This window comes from Mesorhizobium sp. M0051, from assembly GCF_040323235.1.
GTDB lineage: Bacteria > Pseudomonadota > Alphaproteobacteria > Rhizobiales > Rhizobiaceae > Mesorhizobium.
This window is the reverse complement of the sequence record NZ_JAMYUT010000035.1, coordinates 1-18429: the sequence shown is the minus strand read 5'-3', so window position 1 is coordinate 18429 and position 18429 is coordinate 1. Positions and strand designations below refer to the sequence as shown.

At 62.9% G+C, this 18429-nt stretch carries 18 protein-coding genes; 15 read left to right on the top strand and 3 right to left on the bottom strand.

What is annotated here, in order from left to right; genetic code table 11:
• Positions 1 to 7 precede the first annotated feature (7 nt).
• From NKJ90_RS27905 to NKJ90_RS27895, 3 genes are all read left to right on the top strand, one after another.
• Positions 8 to 892 carry a F0F1 ATP synthase subunit gamma gene (locus NKJ90_RS27905; protein ID WP_023762494.1) on the top strand — a complete coding sequence of 295 codons (885 nt, stop codon included), beginning with the start codon at positions 8 to 10 and terminating at the stop codon, positions 890 to 892.
• 70 nt (positions 893 to 962) lie between these two features.
• Positions 963 to 2519, top strand: a complete 1557-nt coding sequence (atpD, locus tag NKJ90_RS27900; protein WP_023762493.1) for a F0F1 ATP synthase subunit beta — start codon at positions 963 to 965, stop codon at positions 2517 to 2519.
• 98 nt (positions 2520 to 2617) lie between these two features.
• The gene (locus tag NKJ90_RS27895; protein WP_023762492.1) at positions 2618 to 3025 is read left to right on the top strand and encodes a F0F1 ATP synthase subunit epsilon; all 408 of its coding nucleotides are present in this window, start codon (positions 2618 to 2620) and stop codon (positions 3023 to 3025) included.
• A 51-nt stretch (positions 3026 to 3076) separates the two neighbouring features.
• Here the strand turns inward: NKJ90_RS27895 and NKJ90_RS27890 are convergent, their stop codons facing one another.
• Complete coding sequence (locus tag NKJ90_RS27890) at positions 3077 to 4597, bottom strand: mannitol dehydrogenase family protein (protein WP_023762491.1); 1521 nt, start codon at positions 4595 to 4597, stop codon at positions 3077 to 3079.
• 144 nt (positions 4598 to 4741) lie between these two features.
• Between NKJ90_RS27890 and uxaC the strand changes: the two genes are divergently transcribed.
• From uxaC to NKJ90_RS27850, 8 genes are all read left to right on the top strand, one after another.
• The gene (uxaC, locus tag NKJ90_RS27885) at positions 4742 to 6154 is read left to right on the top strand and encodes a glucuronate isomerase (protein ID WP_023762490.1); all 1413 of its coding nucleotides are present in this window, start codon (positions 4742 to 4744) and stop codon (positions 6152 to 6154) included.
• Between the two features lie 33 nt (positions 6155 to 6187).
• Positions 6188 to 7165, top strand: a complete 978-nt coding sequence (locus tag NKJ90_RS27880; RefSeq protein ID WP_023762489.1) for a TRAP transporter substrate-binding protein — start codon at positions 6188 to 6190, stop codon at positions 7163 to 7165.
• 59 nt (positions 7166 to 7224) lie between these two features.
• Positions 7225 to 7752 (top strand): TRAP transporter small permease, encoded by a 528-nt coding sequence (locus NKJ90_RS27875; RefSeq protein ID WP_031261209.1) that lies wholly within the window; start codon positions 7225 to 7227, stop codon positions 7750 to 7752.
• Positions 7752 to 9032, top strand: coding sequence for a TRAP transporter large permease (locus NKJ90_RS27870; RefSeq protein ID WP_023762487.1), 1281 nt, complete (start codon positions 7752 to 7754; stop codon positions 9030 to 9032). The genes NKJ90_RS27875 and NKJ90_RS27870 overlap by 1 nt, the downstream gene beginning before the upstream one ends.
• 68 nt (positions 9033 to 9100) lie before the next feature.
• Entirely contained in the window at positions 9101 to 9877 is a 777-nt protein-coding gene (locus NKJ90_RS27865) for a FadR/GntR family transcriptional regulator (protein WP_023762486.1), read from the top strand.
• A 21-nt stretch (positions 9878 to 9898) separates the two neighbouring features.
• Positions 9899 to 10750 carry a 5-dehydro-4-deoxy-D-glucuronate isomerase gene (kduI, locus tag NKJ90_RS27860; protein WP_023762485.1) on the top strand — a complete coding sequence of 284 codons (852 nt, stop codon included), beginning with the start codon at positions 9899 to 9901 and terminating at the stop codon, positions 10748 to 10750.
• The gene (gene kduD / locus NKJ90_RS27855) at positions 10747 to 11511 is read left to right on the top strand and encodes a 2-dehydro-3-deoxy-D-gluconate 5-dehydrogenase KduD (protein ID WP_023762484.1); all 765 of its coding nucleotides are present in this window, start codon (positions 10747 to 10749) and stop codon (positions 11509 to 11511) included. Before kduI ends, kduD begins: the two co-directional genes overlap by 4 nt.
• Before the next feature lie 12 nt (positions 11512 to 11523).
• Positions 11524 to 11859 (top strand): cupin domain-containing protein, encoded by a 336-nt coding sequence (locus NKJ90_RS27850; protein WP_023762483.1) that lies wholly within the window; start codon positions 11524 to 11526, stop codon positions 11857 to 11859.
• A gap of 174 nt (positions 11860 to 12033) precedes the next feature.
• On the opposite strand, the gene NKJ90_RS27845 is transcribed toward NKJ90_RS27850, so the two are convergent.
• A complete protein-coding gene (locus NKJ90_RS27845; protein WP_023762482.1) occupies positions 12034 to 13455 on the bottom strand; it encodes a coniferyl aldehyde dehydrogenase in 1422 nt (473 codons plus the stop codon).
• 455 nt (positions 13456 to 13910) lie between these two features.
• Between NKJ90_RS27845 and NKJ90_RS27840 the strand changes: the two genes are divergently transcribed.
• Together NKJ90_RS27840 and recQ are read left to right on the top strand one after the other, a co-directional pair.
• On the top strand, positions 13911 to 14573 hold the full coding sequence (locus NKJ90_RS27840; RefSeq protein ID WP_245266847.1) for a sulfotransferase family protein: 663 nt from the start codon (positions 13911 to 13913) through the stop codon (positions 14571 to 14573).
• Entirely contained in the window at positions 14573 to 16408 is a 1836-nt protein-coding gene (recQ, locus tag NKJ90_RS27835) for a DNA helicase RecQ (protein WP_023762480.1), read from the top strand. The genes NKJ90_RS27840 and recQ overlap by 1 nt, the downstream gene beginning before the upstream one ends.
• Before the next feature lie 368 nt (positions 16409 to 16776).
• Here recQ and NKJ90_RS27830 read toward each other — a convergent pair whose 3' ends face one another.
• On the bottom strand, positions 16777 to 16989 hold the full coding sequence (locus NKJ90_RS27830) for a hypothetical protein (RefSeq protein WP_352487311.1): 213 nt from the start codon (positions 16987 to 16989) through the stop codon (positions 16777 to 16779).
• 278 nt (positions 16990 to 17267) lie between these two features.
• Here NKJ90_RS27830 and NKJ90_RS27825 point away from each other — a divergent pair, with 278 nt between their 5' ends.
• A complete protein-coding gene (locus NKJ90_RS27825) occupies positions 17268 to 17591 on the top strand; it encodes a hypothetical protein (protein WP_084025720.1) in 324 nt (107 codons plus the stop codon).
• A gap of 268 nt (positions 17592 to 17859) precedes the next feature.
• The coding region (locus tag NKJ90_RS27820; protein ID WP_352487310.1) for an IS256 family transposase at positions 17860 to 18429 on the top strand (570 nt) is incomplete at its 3' end.

Genomic DNA, 18429 nt, shown 5'->3' with positions numbered 1-18429 from the left:
TTGAAGCATGCCTTCATTAAAAGACCTTCGTAATCGCATCGCCTCGGTCAAGGCGACGCAGAAGATCACCAAGGCGATGCAGATGGTCGCCGCGGCGAAGCTGCGCCGCGCGCAAGAGGCCGCGGAAGCGGCGCGCCCCTATTCGGAGCGCATGGGTTCCGTGCTGGCCAACATCACCCAGGCGATCGGCGGCGGTGGCGACGCCCCGGCGCTGATGACCGGCACTGGCAAGGATGACGTGCATCTGCTCGTCGTCTGCACTGCCGAGCGCGGCCTGTGCGGCGGCTTCAATTCGCAGATCGCCCGTCACGCGCGAGACCATATCCGCAAGCTGCTGGCCGACGGCAGGCACGTCAAGATCATCTGCGTCGGCAAGAAGGGTTTCGACATCCTGCGCCGCGACTATGCGTCGTTGATCATCGACCGCGTCGATCTGCGCGAGGTCAAGACGCTTGGTTTCGTCAACGCCGATGCCATCGCCAAGAAGGTCATCCAGCTCTTCAACGAGGGCAGCTTCGACATCTGCACGTTGTTCTATTCGCAGTTCAAGTCGGTGATCAGCCAGATTCCGACAGCGCAGCAGATCATTCCGGCGGGCGTTGCTTCGGCTCAGGCGGAAGTGACGGATGGCGGAAACGCCGTCTATGAGTACGAACCGGAGCCGGGCGAAATTCTCTCCGACCTCATTCCGCGCAACATCTCGGTGCAGGTTTTCCGGGCGCTGCTCGAAAACGCGGCCGGCGAAATGGGCGCCAAGATGAGCGCCATGGACAATGCGACGCGCAACGCCGGCGAGATGATCAACAAGCTGTCGATCACCTACAACCGACAGCGGCAGGCGCAGATCACCAAGGAACTGATCGAAATCATTTCGGGCGCCGAGGCGCTCTAGGCGCGGTCCGCGGGTCATCGACCCGCGACCGGATCGCGTGAGAAACAAAGGACGAAAAAGGGTAAAGACGATGGCGAAAGCAGCGACCCCCCAGAAGGCAGCTCCGAAGGCAGCAGCCGCGAAGACCGCAGCCCCCGCGAAGGCGGCGGCCAAGGCTCCAGCAGCGAAGGCAGCTCCGGCCAGGACGGCCGCCGTGGCCAGCAAGGCAACCGGCGTTGTAGGCAAGGTTCGCCAGGTCATCGGCGCCGTTGTCGACGTGCAGTTCGGCGATCACCTGCCGGCGATCCTGAACGCGCTCGAAACGACCAATGTCGGCAACCGCCTCGTGCTCGAAGTTGCCCAGCATTTGGGCGAAAACACCGTGCGCTGCATCGCCATGGACTCGACCGAAGGTCTGGTTCGCGGCCAGGACGTGCGTGACACCGGCGCGCCGATCACCGTGCCGGTCGGCCCGGGCATGCTCGGCCGCATCATCAATGTCATCGGCGAGCCGGTCGACGAAGAAGGCCCTGTCGACGCGATCGAAATGCGCTCCATCCACCAGCCGGCTCCGACCTATGTCGAGCAGTCTACGGAAGCACAGATCCTGATCACCGGCATCAAGGTGCTCGACCTGTTGGCTCCCTACGCCAAGGGCGGCAAGATCGGCCTGTTTGGCGGCGCCGGCGTCGGCAAGACCGTGCTGATCCAGGAACTGATCAACAACATCGCCAAGGCGCATGGCGGCTACTCGGTGTTCGCCGGCGTCGGCGAGCGCACCCGCGAAGGCAACGATCTCTATCACGAGTTCATCGAATCCGGCGTCAACAAGAAGGGCGGCGGCGAAGGCTCCAAGGCCGCACTCGTCTACGGCCAGATGAACGAGCCGCCGGGCGCGCGTGCCCGCGTCGGCCTGACCGGCCTGACGGTTGCCGAATATTTCCGTGACCAGGGTCAGGACGTGCTGTTCTTCGTCGACAACATCTTCCGCTTCACGCAGGCGGGTTCGGAAGTGTCGGCTCTGCTCGGCCGTATCCCGTCGGCGGTCGGCTATCAGCCGACGCTCGCCACCGACATGGGCGCGCTGCAGGAACGCATCACCACCACCACCAAGGGCTCGATCACCTCGGTGCAGGCCATCTACGTGCCCGCCGACGACTTGACCGATCCGGCGCCGGCGACCTCGTTCGCCCACCTTGACGCGACGACGACGCTCAACCGCGCCATCGCCGAAAAGGGCATCTACCCGGCCGTCGATCCGCTGGATTCGACCTCACGCATGCTCGACCCGCTGGTCGTCGGAGAAGAGCACTATGGCGTCGCGCGCCAGGTGCAGTCGATCCTCCAGCGCTACAAGTCGCTGCAGGACATCATCGCCATCCTGGGCATGGACGAGCTGTCGGAAGAGGACAAGCAGACCGTGGCCCGCGCCCGCAAGATCGAGCGCTTCCTGTCGCAGCCCTTCTTCGTCGCCGAAGTGTTCACGGGCGCGCCGGGCAAGCTGGTCGACCTCGCCGACACCATCAAGGGCTTCAAGGGCCTCTGCAACGGCGACTACGATCACCTTCCGGAAGCTGCCTTCTACATGGTCGGCGGCATCGAGGAAGCAGTCGAGAAGGCGCAGCGCCTCGCGGCTGAAGCGGCGTAATCAAGCGAATAGCGAATAGGGAGTAGCGAATAGGGAATATGGGCCGGCGAATTCTTCTGACTACTCGCTACTCGCTATTCGCTATTCGCTAAATTGACATGGCTGAAGCTTTCAAGTTCGAACTGGTCTCGCCGGAGCGCCTGCTTGTTTCCGCCGAGGTTGAATCCGTCGTCATTCCGGGCGCCGAAGGCGAGATGACCGTGATGGCGCATCACGCGCCGGTCATGACCACGATCAAGCCGGGTGTCGTCACGGTGAAGACCGCGGCGGGCGGTGAAGAACGCTATGTGGTGTTCGGCGGCTTCGCCGACATCGTTTCGGCCGGTTGCACGCTGCTGGCGGAATCGGCTGTCGCGGTGAAGGATGTCGACCGCGCCGATCTCGCGCGCCGCATCCAGGAAGCCAGGGAAGACGCCGCCGACGCCAAGGACGACCAGGTGCGAAGCAAGGCTGAACAGTTCCTTAGCCAGCTCACCACGCTGGAAGCTGCCATCTTGCCGGCCTAAAGACTGCTTCAGACGATTGATCGAAAAGCGGGGCCTTGCCTCGCTTTTTTGTTAGATGCCCAATGCAGCGAAGGCAGCAGCCGGTCCGCCACGGCGTAACTGTTCGAGATGGGCGGTCGTGAGAAATATCAGGTTTGCGCGCCCGGACTCCTCCTTGGCAAAGCCAGCCAGATCAAAAACCGACACGACGGTTTCCGCAGCCGACAGGCGCTTGTCGCCGATTGCCGTCAACGGCGCGTCAAGCGGATCGGTGAAATGGCTCTCCGGCAAGGTCTTGCTGCGTGCTTCGCAGGCCGCGATCCAGGCGGCGATCGCCAGTGTCAGGTGTTCGGGCACAGCGCCGGCTTCGATGCTCTCCAAGGCGGAAGCGACGATGCGCTGCGGCAGTTTCTGGCTGCCGTCATTGGCGATCTGCGCCGTGCGGTGGGCAAGTGCTTTGTTTGAGAAGCGTTCTGCCAGCTCGGCGGTATAACTTGCAGTGTCGAGCCCGGCATTTTTTGGCAGCGTCGGGATAGCCTCGGCCCAGAGTCTATCGACAAAGGCCCGTATCGCCGGATCGGCGAAGGCGCGATCGACGGTGGCATGGCCGCTGAGCAGGCCAAGGTAGGCGATCGCCGAATGCGATCCGTTAAGCAGGCGTAGCTTCATGTCTTCGAACGGCCTGACGTCGTCGACCATGGTGGCGCCGAATTTTTCCCAGGCCGGCCGGCCCGTCGGAAAATTGTCTTCGATCACCCATTGGGAGAAAGGCTCGGTCATGACGGGCCATGCATCTTCGACGCCAAGCTCGACAGCGATTCGCGCCCGGTCGGCATCTGTGGTCGCCGGTACGATGCGGTCGACCATGCTCGACGGAAAGGCGACCGCATCGGCGATGTGTTTGGCGAGTGTGGCATCGCCCTTCGCGCCGAGCCTGGCATCTCGCATTTCGGCGAATTCAATCAGCAGCCGGTGCAGCGTGGCCCCGTTGGCCGGCAGGTTGTCGCAGCACAGCACGGTGAATGGCGGCGTGCCGGCTGCGCGTCGCTGGGCAAGCGCCTTGGCCAGAAAACCATGCGCCGTCTTCGGCATGCTCGGATTTGCCAGGTCGTTGACGATATCGGGATGAGCGGCGTCCAATCCACCGCCAGCCGCCCGCAGATAGGCCTTTTCGGTGATCGTCAGCGTGACGATGCGCGTGCGCGGATCGGTCAGCGCGGCCAGCACCGCGCTTGGGTCTTCCGGCGCCACCAGCATCGAGGCGATCGAGCCGATGACCTGAAGCTTTTCGGTTCCACTGCTTCTGATTGCCAGCGTATAGAGCCCATCCTGCGGCATGAGCGCGTCGCGCGTGTCGGCGCTGCGCAGCGACACACCGACGATGCCCCAGCCTGTCTCGCCGGCCGCCAGGCAATCATCGACATAAGCCGCCTGATGGGCGCGATGGAAGGCGCCGACACCGAGATGCACGATGCCCGGGACGACGTGGCTGCGATCATACGAAGGTGTCACGACCGAAGCCGGCAATGACGGCACTGTGTTGCCGGAAAGGCGTTTGATCGTCGTGATGCGGCTGGTCTGATCGGATGGCATGAAATGGCCTCGGGGAATGGTCGGCGAGCGGCGTAACATTCGATTTCCCGCCACACAATGGGCCGAAAAGTCATCATACAACAATCTAATTTTTGTATGTTGACATTATTTCTTGTCGACCCTACCGATAGCGGCTCTGGGAGGATGATCGTGGCACTGACCGATGCGGATTTGCTGTTTCCCGCCGAGGCGCATTCGCGCTCGATCGCCCGCGATCTCTATGCCGGGATCAAGGATCTACCCCTGGTCAGCCCGCATGGTCACACCGATCCGCGCTGGTACGCGCTGAACGAGCCGTTCCCGGATCCGGCGCAATTGCTCATCGTGCCGGACCACTACATCTTCCGCATGCTGTTCAGCCAGGGGGTTCGCCTTGAGGATCTCGGCGTGGCGACGCTCGACGGCGCGCCCGTGGAGACCGACGGCCGGACGATCTGGCGGCGCTTTGCCGAGCACTATTATCTGTTTCGGGGTACGCCGACCCGGCTGTGGCTCGATCATGTGCTCGCCGATCTGTTCGGCATCGGCGAACCGCTGACCGCGGCGACCGCCGACAGCCATTACGACATGATCGCAACGCTGCTGCAGTGGGAGAATTTCCGCCCGCGCGCCCTGTTCGAGCGCTTCAACATCGAGGTCATCGCGACGACCGAGGGCGCGCTCGACGATCTCAAATGGCACCAGATGATCCGCGACAGTGGTTGGCAGGGCCGTGTCGTGACGGCTTACCGGCCCGACGCCGTCGTCGATCCCGACTTCGAGGGGTTTTCAACCAATCTCGACCGGCTCGGCGAAATCACCGGCTGCGACACCGGCAACTGGACCGGCTATCTCGATGCGCATCGCCAGCGGCGCGCCTTCTTCAAGAGTTTTGGCGCGACCTCGTCCGATCACGGCCATCCAACGGCGGAGACCGCCAATCTCTCCGAAGCGGCGGCCGAGGAGCTGTTCAATCGGATTCGCCGCGGTTCCGACGACGAGCGCGAGCGGAAACTGTTCCGCGCCCAGATGCTGACCGAGATGGCCAAGATGAGCCTCGACGACGGGCTTGTGCTGCAGATCCATCCCGGTTCCTGGCGCAACCATTCGACGGCCGTTTTCCAAAGATTCGGTCGCGACAAGGGTTTCGATATCCCGACCCGGACCGACTATGTGACGGCGCTGAAACCGTTGCTCGACTGCGTCGGGCTGGAACGCGACCTCACGATCATCCTCTTCACGCTCGACGAGACCAGCTACGCGCGCGAACTGGCGCCGCTTGCCGGCGTCTATCCGGCGCTGAAGCTAGGGCCGGCCTGGTGGTTTCACGACAGCCCGGAAGGCATGCGGCGCTTCCGCGAGATGACCACCGAGACGGCCGGCTTCTACAACACCGTCGGCTTCAACGACGACACCCGCGCCTTCCCATCCATTCCGGCGCGTCACGATGTGGCGCGCCGGGTCGACTGCGCGTTCCTCGCGCGTCTCGTCGCCGAGCACAGGCTGCGCGAGGACGAGGCGCATGAGCTGGCGCGGGAGCTTGCCTACACGCTTGCGAAGAAGGCGTACCGGCTCTGAGCCGGGCGCTACGATCTTAAAAGGGAGGAAGTCATGTTGCATTTTTCGAAATTGACGGCGGCCACATTTGCCTTCGGCTCGCTGCTGGTCGGCATTGCCAATGCCGACACCGTGCTGAGGTCATCGGATACCCATCCCGACGGCTATCCGACCGTCGAGGCGGTCAAATACATGGGCGACCTGATCAAGCAGCGCACCAATGGCCGCTATTCGGTCGAGGTCTACCATTCGGCGCAACTCGGAGAGGAAAAAGACACGATCGAGCAGACCCAGGCCGGCGTCATCGACCTCAACCGCGTCTCGATGGGACCGTTCAACGGCGTCGTGCCGGAAACGGCGGTTCCGTCCCTGCCGTACATGTTCCGGTCGGTCGACCATATGCGTCATGTGATGGATGGGCCGATCGGGGATGAGATCCTGAAGGCTTTCGAGGCGCATGACCTCGTCGGCCTCGCCTTCTACGATTCCGGCGCCCGCTCCTTCTACAACACCAAGAAGGACATCACTTCGATGGCCGACATGAAGGGCATGAAATTCCGTGTCATCCAGTCCGATGTGTTCGTCGACATGGTCAACGCGTTGGGCGCCAATGCCACGCCGATGGCCTATGGCGAGGTCTATTCGGCTCTGCAGACCGGTGTCATCGACGGCGCCGAGAACAACTGGCCGAGTTTCGAATCCGCCAAGCACTACGAGGTTGCCAAGCACTACACCATGGACCAGCACCAGATCGTTCCGGAAGTGCTGGTGATGTCGAAGGCGAGCTGGGACAAGCTCACGCCGGAAGACCAGGCGATCGTCCGGCAAGCGGCAAAAGACAGCGTCGTCAAGATGCGCGAACTGTGGGACGCGCAGGAGAAGAAGTCGCGCGACATTGTCGAGAAGGCCGGCGTCAAGGTCAGCGAGATCGACAAACAGCCGCTGATCGATGCGATGAAGCCGGTCTACGACAAGTATCTGTCGACGCCCGAGTTGAAAGACCTCGCGTCGCGTATCCAGGCAACCAAGTAAATTCGTTCGTGGCTAATGATGGCGCGTTGTCCGCGCCATCATCCGGGGGAGGCGCGCATATGAAACCATTTTGGCTCGCAATAGAGCGGCTGCTGTCAGGATTGGCGAAGCTTGCGCTGTGGGTCAGCGGCATCGGGCTGACCCTGATGACGGTGATCATCTTCTGGCAGGTATTTTCACGCTATATCCTCAACAGTTCGCCAAGCTGGACGGAACCCTTCTCGGTGCTTTTGATGGGTTGGTTCATCTTCCTGGGGGCAGCGGTCGGTGTTCGCGAGCGCACCCATCTGGGGTTCGATGTGTTGCTCTATTTCCTGCCGACCGCCGCCAAGGCGGTGCTGCGCAGCATTTCGGACATCGTCGTGCTCGCCTTCGGCGCCGGCATGATCGTCTACGGTGTCCAGCTTGCCAGGCTGACCTGGAACACGGTGATGCCGTCTCTTGCCTTCCCGGGCGGCGTCGGTTTCCTGCCGGTCATCCTGGGCGGCGCGCTTGTCTGCCTGTTTTCGCTTGAGCGGCTGGCCGGGCGGTTTGCCGGACTGCCGGTCGATGCTGATCAGTACGCCACGGGCGAGGAGGGTCTGTGATGGCACTGACGGTTCTGTTCGGCACCTTCGTCTTCCTGCTGATCATCGGCACACCGATCGCGTTCTGCCTCGGCGTCGCCAGCTTCGCGACGGTGCTGGTGCTGGACCTGCCGCCGCTCGTGGTGTTCCAGCGTCTCAACTCCGGCGTCAGCGTATTTTCGCTGATGGCCATCCCGTTCTTCATCTTCGCCGGCGACCTGATGGTGCGTGGCGGCATTGCCGCCAGGCTGGTGGCGCTGGCCGGTTCCTTGGTCGGTCACCTGCGCGGCGGGCTGGGGCAGGTCAACATCGCTGCCTCGACCATGTTCGGCGGCATTTCCGGCTCGGCCGTGGCCGATGCTTCGGCGGTCGGCGGGTTGATGATCCCGCAGATGAAGGCGCGCGGCTATGGCGTCGACTATGCCGTCAACATCACCTCCGTCGGCGCCATCATTGCGCTGCTGATCCCGCCCTCGCACAACATGATCATCTATTCAATCTCTGCCGGCGGGCGCATCTCGATCGCCGACCTGTTCACCGCGGGCGTCATACCCGGCTTGCTGCTGGCGCTGTCCCTGATGATCACCGCCTATTGGGTCGCCAGCCGTCGCGGCTATCCGACCGAGCCGTTCGCGGGTTTCGGCCGCGCATTGCAACTGCTTGTCGCCGCGATTCCAGGCCTGGTCCTGATCGGCATTATCTTCGGCGGCGTCCGCTCCGGCATCTTCACGGCCACTGAAAGCTCGTGCATCGCCATCGTCTACGCCTTCCTGGTGACGCTTGCCATTTACCGCTCGATGAGCTGGAACGACTTCGTCGCCGCCACAACGGCGGCGGTGCGCACGACGGCAATGGTGCTGATGATCATCGGCTGTGCTGCCGCCTTCGGCTGGCTGCTGGCCTATCTCAGGGTCCCTGCCGCGCTCGTCGCCTTTCTGCAGTCCGTGTCCGACAACAAGCTGGTCATCCTGCTGATGATCAATGTGGTGCTGCTCATCCTCGGCACGTTCATGGACATGTCGCCACTGATCATCATCACCACGCCGATCTTCCTGCCCGTGGTGATGGCCTATGGCGTAGACCCCGTGCATTTCGGCGTCATCCTGATCCTCAATCTCGGCATCGGCCTGTGCACGCCACCAGTGGGGGCGGTGCTGTTCGTCAGCTGCGCCATCGGACGGATCCCGATCTGGACGGCGATGCGCTCGATCTGGCCGTTCTACGGCGCGGCTTTCGTCGTGTTGATGCTTGTCACCTACATACCGGAGATTTCATTGTGGCTGCCGAGCCTGTTCCACTAGAGTTTTGACGCAATTCCGGACGGAAAACCGTTTCACGCTTTTCCGGGATTGCTTAAGGAGACCACCACGTGTCCGCTGCCGCAACCGACCTCAAGGTCGAGAGAAAACCCAAGCTGTCGGAAACCGTCGTCGCGGCGATCCGCAGGCAGTTGCAGGCGGGCGAGATTCAGCCTGGCCACAAATTGCCGACCGAGGGCCAACTGACCGAGACCTTCGGCGTCAGCCGCACCGTCATCCGCGAGGCCCTGGCCAAGCTTGCCGCCGATGGGCTGGTCGAGCCGCGCCAAGGCGCCGGCGTCTTCGTCACCGAGCACATCTCGACGATGTTCGGCGCGCTGGCCGCCGACATGGGCAGCAAGGATTCGATCGCGCTCAACGTGCTCGAAGTGCGGCTTGCGATCGAGATCGAATCGGCCGGGATCGCCGCCATCCGCCGCAACGCCGCGCAGGAGGCGGCGATCCAGGAAGCGTTCTTCGAGTTCGAGCGGCTGCTGCTCGCCAGCGAGCCGACCGGCCCGGCCGACCTCGCCTTCCACCGCGCGATCGCCAGCGCCACCAACAACCCGTTCTATGTCGAGATGCTCGACGTGCTCGGCCGGCGTGCCATTCCGTGCGACGTGACTTCTCCCTGGTCGACCGAGCTTGTGCAGTCCGACAGCTACCAGCGCGGGCTGCAGCGCGAGCATCTGGTGATCCTCAACGCCATTACATCGGGCGATGCCGAGGCTGCGCGTGAGGCGATGCGGAAACACCTCACCGCCAGCCAGCAGCGCTACCGCGAGCGCCTGCATGCGCGTCAGGCTTTCTACACCGACTCGGTCAAAGCCGCCGCTAGCGGCGAATAATCATCTCAAGTCAGGACTATAATGAGCCAGAGCCATACCGACTTCACCTCACGATTTGCCATCGATCCGGTCGCCGCCGCGGCGATGGGAACCGATGAGCTGCGTCACAATTTCCACATTGACGGCCTGTTCCAGCCCGGCCGCATCAGCCTGACCTACACCCATTATGACCGCATGATCGTCGGTGGTGCCGTGCCGACCGGCTTGCCGCTTCAACTGGAGGCGATCAAGCCGACTGGCACCAAGAACTTCCTCGACCGCCGCGAGCTGATCGCCGTCAACATCGGTGGGGCAGGCGTCATCGAGGCCGGCGGCCAGTCCTTTGAATTGCAGGCGCGCGACATGCTCTATCTCGGCATGGGAACAGCCGACGTGTCGTTCGCGTCGGCGGACAAGGGTGTGCCGGCAAAATTCTATCTGCTCAGCGCGCCGGCGCATCACGCCTGGCCCAGCCGGCTGATCCGCATCGGCAATGCCAAGCGCCTCGATCTCGGCAGCAAGGATGCCTGCAACGAACGCTCGATCTTCCAGTTCATCCATGCCGAGGGTGCAAAGACCTGCCAGCTGGTGGTCGGCATGACGCAGCTGGCGCCGGGCTCGGTGTGGAACACCATGCCGTGCCATGTGCATGACCGGCGCATGGAGGCCTATCTCTATTTCGACCTGGCCGAGACGGCGCGCGTCTTCCACTTCATGGGCGAGCCGGACGAAACGCGCCATCTGGTGGTGCGCAACGAGGAAGCGGTGCTGTCGCCGGGCTGGTCGATCCATTCGGGCGCCGGCACCTCCAACTACGCTTTCATCTGGGCGATGGCCGGGGACAATGTCGACTATACCGATGTCGATCCGGTAAGCTTGGACGATCTGCGGTGAGCGACCTCTCCGCCTTCAGCCTTGCCGGAAAGCGCATTCTGGTGACCGGCGCCAACACCGGCATCGGCCAAGGCATCGCGGTGTCGATCGCACGCGCCGGCGGCGTGGTGATCGGCGTCGGCCGCTCGTCGATGGACGATACGGCAAGCAGGGTCGCCGCTTTGGGCGGACAATTCGAGGCGGTCAGCGCCGATCTTGCCGATACGTCGTCAGCAGGTCCGTTGCTCGACCGTATCTGGGAGGAAAGCGGTCCGCTCGACGGGCTGGTCAACAATGCCGGGATCATCCGCCGCGCCGATGCCGTCGATCTCAGCGAGACCGATTGGGACGACGTCATGGACCTCAATTTGAAGACGGCTTTCTTGCTCTGCCAGTCCTTTGCCAGGCGTGTCCTGGCCGGCGGGCGCCAGGGAAAGATCGTCAACATCGCCTCGGTGCTGAGTTTCCAGGGTGGCATCCGGGTCGCGTCCTATACCGCCTCGAAGCATGGCGTGCTCGGCATCACCCGGCTGCTCGCCTGCGAATGGGCGCGAAAGGGCATCAACGTCAACGCCATCGCGCCGGGCTATATCGAGACCAACAACACGCAGGCGCTGCGCGCCGATCCCGACCGCAGCGCCGCCATCCTGGCGCGCATACCGGCCGGCCGCTGGGGCGAAGCGGCAGACATTGGCGATGCCGCCGTGTTCCTACTGGCGCCGGCGTCGAACTACATGCATGGCGCGGTGGTGCCGGTGGATGGCGGCTGGCTGGCGCGTTGAGGAGAGAAGAAGATGACCGCAAAGATTTTCGCGCATGCCGGCGAGGGCGCGTGGACGGCGACGCCGGACGGCAACAGGCGACGCGTTCTCCTGCACACCGATGAATTGATGATGGTCGAATTCGGCTTCGACAAGGGTGGCGTCGGTGCCCTGCATTCGCACCCGCATGTCCAGGCAAGCTACGTCGCCGAGGGTCGCTTCGAGGTGACCATCGACTGCCGGACCGAAATCCTTGCGGCCGGCGGCAGTTTCATCGTGCCCTCCGGTCTGGTGCACGGCGTCAAGGCGCTCGAAGCGGGGCGGCTGGTCGACAGCTTTACGCCGCATCGGTCCGATTTCCTCGCTTAACGGTGGGAGATCGAGCAGGGAAGACCCGCGCCCCTGAAGAGGCGCGGGTTGTTGCCTGGGCGCTTGCGGCGCCGCGGTACTCAAGACATGACCGCAGGATGCGGAAGCTGCCGCATGATGGTGAAGATAGTCTTAATGCGCGGATGGTCGTGATGGCTGGGCGGCTGCATTCGGTCAGGTGATGTGCCGGAGCAGGCTGAAAAGCCGCTCGAACGTCTTGCCGTAGGGCGGGCGCAGCAAGGCCCCGGCGCTCAGGCGGGATTGATGGAAAACCGGCTTCTCCTTGCTGAAGGTGCGGAAGCCCCATTCGCCGTGATAGGCGCCCATGCCGCTGGCGCCGACGCCGCCGAAAGGCTGGTTCTCCTGCACCAGATGCAGCATGCAGTCGTTGATGGTGACGCCGCCGGCGACCGTCTCATGCAGGATGCGTTGACGATTGCCGTTGTCGCGGCCGAACCAGTAAAGCGCCAACGGCCGGTCTGCCCGGTTCACATGGCCGATCGCCTCGTCGATCCCGTTATATTCGACGATCGGCAGCACCGGCCCGAAAATCTCTTCGCGCATCAACCGCAGGTTTGCACCGGCGTTGCGGACCAGGGTTGGCGGCAACTTCCGGCTTGTGGCACCAAGTTCCTCTCCGGCCGGGTTGATCTCGGTGACTTCGGCGCCGGCATCGCGCGCCTCGACGATCATGTCGCGCAGGCGCTTGTGGTGCCGGTCGCTGATAATGGCGGTATAATCGGGGTTGTCGCGCAAGGTCGGGTAGAGCTTCGCGATCGCCATTGCGAGCTTGGCAGCGATCGTTTCTGCCTGTCCCTTCGGCACCAGCAGATAGTCGGGTGCGATGCAGGTCTGCCCGGCATTCAATAGCTTGCCATAGGCGACGCTGGATACCGCCGCGTCGAGATCGCATGACGGATCGAAGATCGCCGGCGACTTGCCGCCGAGTTCGAGCGTAACCGGGGTCAGGTTGGCGGCCGCCGCGATCGCGACCTGGCGTCCGACCGATGTCGAGCCGGTGAACAGCAAATGATCGAAAGGCATCGACACGAAGGCCTTTCCCATCTCCGCATCGCCGGTGATGACGCTGAGCTCATCGGGTGCGAAATGCTCGGCAACGAGTTTGGCCAGCAGCGCCGAAAATGCCGGCGTCAGTTCGGAAGGTTTTATGAGCACGCGGTTACCGGCGGCAAGGGCGGCGGTCACCGGCGCGACAGCGAGCTGGAAGGGATAGTTCCAGGGCGATACGATGCCGACGACACCGAGCGGCTGCGCGATGAGGCGATTTCTGCCCGGCAGGAACGGCATGGTCGTGGCAACGCGACGTTCGCGCATCCAGCCCCGGAGATGGGACAGCGCGTGGCGGATGCCGGCGCGCACCACGAACAGTTCCGCAAGCCGCGTCTCGTGTGCCGAGCGGCCGCCGAAGTCGGCGTCGATCGCCGCACAGATCTCGGCCTCATGCCGCTCGGTCAGCGCCAGTAGGCGCTTCAGGCGGTCCTTGCGGACGCCAATTTCGGGAAAGGGCTGCGTCTCGAAGGCGGCTCGCTGCAACCGGAACCGCTCGCCGAGAACATCCTGTCTGGTCTGCAGCATCGCGCCCTCCCTGGCTTGCTGAGCCGAGCTTACATCGTGGTGCGTGAGGGAACCAGCGGGGTGCGGGTGCCCTTGGGGAAGGCCCGCCCTTGCTCGATGCCGCCGATCGGTTGGCCTGTTATACTGACCTGTTCCTGTTGTGGTCCGATGCCTGCTGCGCTAAGGCAAGGTGCCCATGCGGAGAGTCGTTTTGACCGGTTTCCACATCCTCTCCAATTCACGAAATGTCGGCTCGGTGTCTGCCTGATGCAAGCGCGGGCGACGAGCATCTTGGCCGTGGGCCCCAAGCGGCGGGTTTTGCACTGGGTGGCGCTGATGCAAGATCGGGTCGCCGTATTGTGCAAGCGGAATTGCCGATGAAGGGCGCTCACAGGCTTGAGGTTGCGTTCGGTGCGGCCACGCGGAGGGTCGTGCGGGAGTTTCAGCGGCTGGTGCCGCTGTCCCTGAAACGGCGCATGCAAACACGCACATACGCACGCGCGACGCCGGCCAACAGAATTTTCATCTCGGGCTGTGCGCGCAGCGGGACGACACTGACACAGCGGCTGATGAGGTGTTTCGAGGACACTTTCGTCCATCCGCCCGAAGCGCGATACACAATCCTGGACATGCTGGACCGGCCGGAATCCAACCTTGTCGTCAAGCGCGATGCGCGCAGCTTTGCGCATTTGGCGAAGCTGCCTGCGTCCATTGGCTTGATTTACTGCGTGCGCCACCCATTCGACACGCTGACAAGTTCGCATCCGCAAACACGCAACGAGCGTCGGTTCCACGTCACGCCGCATCGCTGGCTGGCCGAATACGATGCGCTGATAAAGCTGAAGAAGGCACAGCCGCACAGGCAGATACTTTTTGTCCACTACGAAGACATGGTCGGCGCGCCCGATGCCATGCAGGAGAGGATCGCGCAGTCGTTCGGGCTGACGCCGCGGGTTCGCTTCAGCGAGGATCCGGACAATCCGATTCGGGTGACATCATTGAGAAAATGGGAAAGCAATGAAGAATTGCGGACCTATCTCAGGGGCCTGTCGCCGGCATTTCTCGCCCGCGTCGGGCGCTTCTGTGCCGAGTTCGGGTACGACATGGCGGTAAGCGCGCCGACCACGGACGCTCCGTGATGCAGGCGGCTGTCATCGCGACAGAAGAGCAGGATCCCAAGCGGCGCGTCCTGAAGGACGTGTTCGGCTTCGATGATTTTCGCCCCGGCCAGGCCGATGTCATGGATGCGCTGCTGGCCGGGCGGCATGTGATGGCTGTCATGCCGACGGGCGCCGGAAAATCGCTCTGCTACCAGGTGCCGGCGCTGGTTCTGGGCGGGCTCACCATTGTCGTTTCGCCGCTGGTGGCGTTGATGCAGGATCAGGTCGCCGCCTTGCGCCTTGCCGGCGTGGCGGCCGACACGATCAACTCCTCGATCGACCGCGACGCCAATATCGCCGCCTGGCGACGCGTCGCTTCGGGCCAGACGCGCCTGCTCTACCTCGCGCCGGAGCGGCTGATGAGCGAACGGATGCTCGACGCGCTGGCCAGGCTCGATATCAGCCTGATCGCCGTCGACGAGGCGCACTGCATCTCGCAATGGGGCCCGGCGTTCCGGCGCGAGTATGAGGACCTGTCGCGGCTGCGCGGCATTTTCCCCAATGTGCCGATCATCGCGCTGACCGCGACCGCCGACGAGAGCATGCGCACCGACATCGAAGCCCGGCTGTTCGCCGAGCGTGTCGAAACCCTGGTGCTGGGCTTCGACCGGCCGAATATCAAGCTTGCCATCGAGGCCAAGCAGGATAGCAAGCGCCAGTTGCTGCGCTTCGTCGAGCGTCATCCCGGCCGCAGCGGCATCGTCTACTGCCTGTCGCGCAAGAAGACAGAAGAGATGGCAGCCTTCCTCGAAAAGAACGGCGTCACCGCGCTCGCCTATCATGCCGGCATGAGCAAGGAGGCGCGTGATGCGAATCAAAACGCTTTCATGACTTTGTCCGGTGTCGTCATGGTGGCGACCATCGCCTTCGGCATGGGCATCGACAAGCCTGACGTCGCCTATGTCTTCCACACAGATATGCCGGGCAGCCTGGAGGCCTACTACCAGGAGATCGGCCGCGCCGGCCGCGACGGGCGGGATGCGGAAGCGCATATGCTGTTCGGCCTTGGCGACATCCGTATGCGGCGGCTGTTCATCGACGACGAGGATGCCGCCGTCGAGCACAAAAGGCGTTCGCATCGCCGGCTCGACACGCTGATCGGCTATTGCGAGACGGCGCAGTGCCGCCGCCAGGTGCTGCTGGGCTATTTCGGGGAGGAAGCGCAGCCTTGCGGCAATTGCGACACCTGTCTCGACCAGGCGCCGCGCGCCGATGGCGGAGCGGAAGCACGGACCATCCTGGCGGCCATCGCACAGAGCGGCGAACGTTTCGGTGCCGGCCATGTCATCGACATTCTGCTCGGTCATGAAACCGAGAAGGTGCTGGCCAGGAACCACCAGAGGCTCGCCAGCTTCGGCAGCGGGCTGGCGCACAAGAAGGATTTCTGGCTGTCGCTGATCCGGCAGCTCGCCGCGGGCGGTTTCCTGGAGCCGGATCCGAGCGGCCATGGTGGTCTCGCCATCGCCGAAAAGGGCCATGCACTCGGTCGTGGCGAGATGCCGTTCCACTATCGTGTAGAGGTGCGCAGCCGCGCCTTGCGCAAGATGCGAGCGGCCGAGGGTATGAACGCGGAAGGCGTGGATGCATCTCTGCTGGCCACGCTCAAATCCTTGCGCCTGCGCCTGGCCAAAGAGCGCCAGGTGCCTGCCTATGTCGTATTTTCCGATCGCACGCTGATCGACATGGCCGAGCGCCGCCCGCGCGATCTCGACGCTTTCGCCGAAGTGAATGGCGTGGGCGCGGCAAAGCTGAAGGAGTTCGGGCAGGTTTTCTTGAGCGTGATTGCGGGGCATCAATTCGATGGCTCGGACTGAGGATTGCGAGACTGGTCTGCTCGACGACAGGACGGTCGCCACGCAGCAGATGGGGCGCCCGTCATTGCGCCACCCTAGTAGCGGGCGCTCATCATTGGATGCCTCGTGAGATGATCGCGAACACGTTTGCGACGCTTCTCCTGATCTGCTTTGTTGCCGTTGTGCTCTTCCTTTCGGAAAACCACTGTGGCCCGAACAACAGGTCCGGATGGTGATAATCGTGGCGGTTGATAGGATGACCACGACGGCGATCTGAGCAAAGCGACGCCGAAACCAGAGCCGCGTCTTGGTTTCGCAGATCGCAGATCGTTAGACTCGTCGCAACGCGCGGACGCATTGCCGATCACAGCGGCGGGCGCTTCTGGCCGTTAGGTCCGGTTGGCATAGGCGCGTTGCGCCTGTGCGCTCTTGCAGAGCTGATCCAATTTGTCGCGGATCCGATCGTTATCAAGCAATAGCTTGGCGCGTGGGAACCCTCTTTTGCGAAGCTCCCATTCGATGACCTGCCACCCTTCGTAGTCGCCGGATTCCACAAGTTTCCCGGCCTCGCGCCACATACGCGCGTCACGCTCTCGGGACACGGCTTTTCTCCCATGCTCTTGCGCCGAGCATACAGGAGGTCGGACTGATACGCGAAATGCCTATCGCGTTCCGTCAAATTACGGGCTCGCGCCCACTCTTTGACGAGCTCTCGGTAGTGCGCAATTTGAATTTAAGTCAGCATTTTGGTTTCGGCATGCGCGTCCCACTAACGTTTCCATTCCCTACTGATCAAGACTTGAAACCCGCTATCCTAAGCCTTTTGGAGCAATGTTATTTTTTGCAATGCAAGACCAGGGTAGCTTAAAGGAGTGCTGAAATGGCAACCGAAAGCACAGGGCAAAACAAGCAGGTTCCGGAGGCCAAAGCGCGCCGCGACTTTCTGAAGAAGGCTGGCCGTTTCGCGGCCGTGACGCCGCCAGCCATAACACTTCTGCTCGGCACAAGTTTGAACTCTGAGGCGGTGGCCAAATCAAGTGGATCACGTCCCGGTAAAGGATCAGGTGACAAGAATCACGTTCACGTAGGCTCCTCCAATAGCGGCTATAAGTTCGGGCGAGGTCAGTCCGACAACCAGCGCGGCGGATCCGACAATGCCGGTGGCGGTGCCCACGGGGGCTCAAGGTCCGGCGATCCCAACTAAACGCGCCGGGATAGCGAACCACACTGCGATCATGTCTGCTTTCCTTTCCCATCTGGGGCATCATTCCTAGGCGGCTGTGTTACAGTGCCGCCATAGCAAGGCCCGTCGCTCACCCTCAACAGCGGCGGGCTTTTTTGTAGGCACGAGATAGTGTCCTGAAGGTTCTGCAAAAAGTTTTGGAGAGAGAACGGTCGTTGCGCTGAGGCGAAAGCGGCCATGGCACGCTGGTGACGTTGCAATCACCGATTCCCGTGGAAGGGGAAGTGCCATGACCAATCGAGAAGCTAGACTGAGCAGGGGTGAGTTGAAAGCGTTGCTGTTGTCGGATGAGGACGGGTTTCGCAAGGCGTTGCAGCTTGTCGTGCAGGAGGCTCTGGAGGCCGAGATGACGGAGGCGATCGGGGCCGGCAAAGGGGAGCGGACGACAGAGCGGATTGGCTATCGGTCCGGCTATTACGAGCGCAAGCTGGTGACGCGGGTTGGGGTTCTGGAGCTGCGGGTCCCGCAGGATCGGGCGGGCCGGTTCTCGACGGAGTTGTTTGAGCGCTACCAGCGTTCGGAGAAGGCGTTGGTGTCGGCGCTGGTCGAGATGTACGTGCAGGGCGTTTCGACCCGCAAGGTGAAAGCGGTGACGGAGGAATTGTGCGGCCACGCTTTCTCGGCCTCGACGGTGAGCGAGGCGACGGTGCGGCTGGATGAGGCGCTGAAGGCGTTCTTTGAGCAGCGGCTCACGGAAGGCTATCCGTATCTCATTTTGGACGCGCGCTACGAGCGGGCTCGCGAGGCGGGCGTGATCGCCAGCCAGGCAGTGCTGGTGGCGATCGGCGTGGATTGGGAG

Coding starts and splice junctions, on each gene's coding strand:
- NKJ90_RS27905 (WP_023762494.1), top strand. CDS start 8: ATGCCTTCATTAAAAGACCTTCGTAATCGCATCGCCTCGGTCAAGGCG.
- atpD (WP_023762493.1), top strand. CDS start 963: ATGGCGAAAGCAGCGACCCCCCAGAAGGCAGCTCCGAAGGCAGCAGCC.
- NKJ90_RS27895 (WP_023762492.1), top strand. CDS start 2,618: ATGGCTGAAGCTTTCAAGTTCGAACTGGTCTCGCCGGAGCGCCTGCTT.
- NKJ90_RS27890 (WP_023762491.1), bottom strand. CDS start 4,597: ATGCCATCCGATCAGACCAGCCGCATCACGACGATCAAACGCCTTTCC.
- uxaC (WP_023762490.1), top strand. CDS start 4,742: ATGATCGTGGCACTGACCGATGCGGATTTGCTGTTTCCCGCCGAGGCG.
- NKJ90_RS27880 (WP_023762489.1), top strand. CDS start 6,188: ATGTTGCATTTTTCGAAATTGACGGCGGCCACATTTGCCTTCGGCTCG.
- NKJ90_RS27875 (WP_031261209.1), top strand. CDS start 7,225: ATGAAACCATTTTGGCTCGCAATAGAGCGGCTGCTGTCAGGATTGGCG.
- NKJ90_RS27870 (WP_023762487.1), top strand. CDS start 7,752: ATGGCACTGACGGTTCTGTTCGGCACCTTCGTCTTCCTGCTGATCATC.
- kduI (WP_023762485.1), top strand. CDS start 9,899: ATGAGCCAGAGCCATACCGACTTCACCTCACGATTTGCCATCGATCCG.
- NKJ90_RS27850 (WP_023762483.1), top strand. CDS start 11,524: ATGACCGCAAAGATTTTCGCGCATGCCGGCGAGGGCGCGTGGACGGCG.
- NKJ90_RS27845 (WP_023762482.1), bottom strand. CDS start 13,455: ATGCTGCAGACCAGACAGGATGTTCTCGGCGAGCGGTTCCGGTTGCAG.
- NKJ90_RS27840 (WP_245266847.1), top strand. CDS start 13,911: ATGCAAACACGCACATACGCACGCGCGACGCCGGCCAACAGAATTTTC.
- recQ (WP_023762480.1), top strand. CDS start 14,573: ATGCAGGCGGCTGTCATCGCGACAGAAGAGCAGGATCCCAAGCGGCGC.
- NKJ90_RS27825 (WP_084025720.1), top strand. CDS start 17,268: ATGGCAACCGAAAGCACAGGGCAAAACAAGCAGGTTCCGGAGGCCAAA.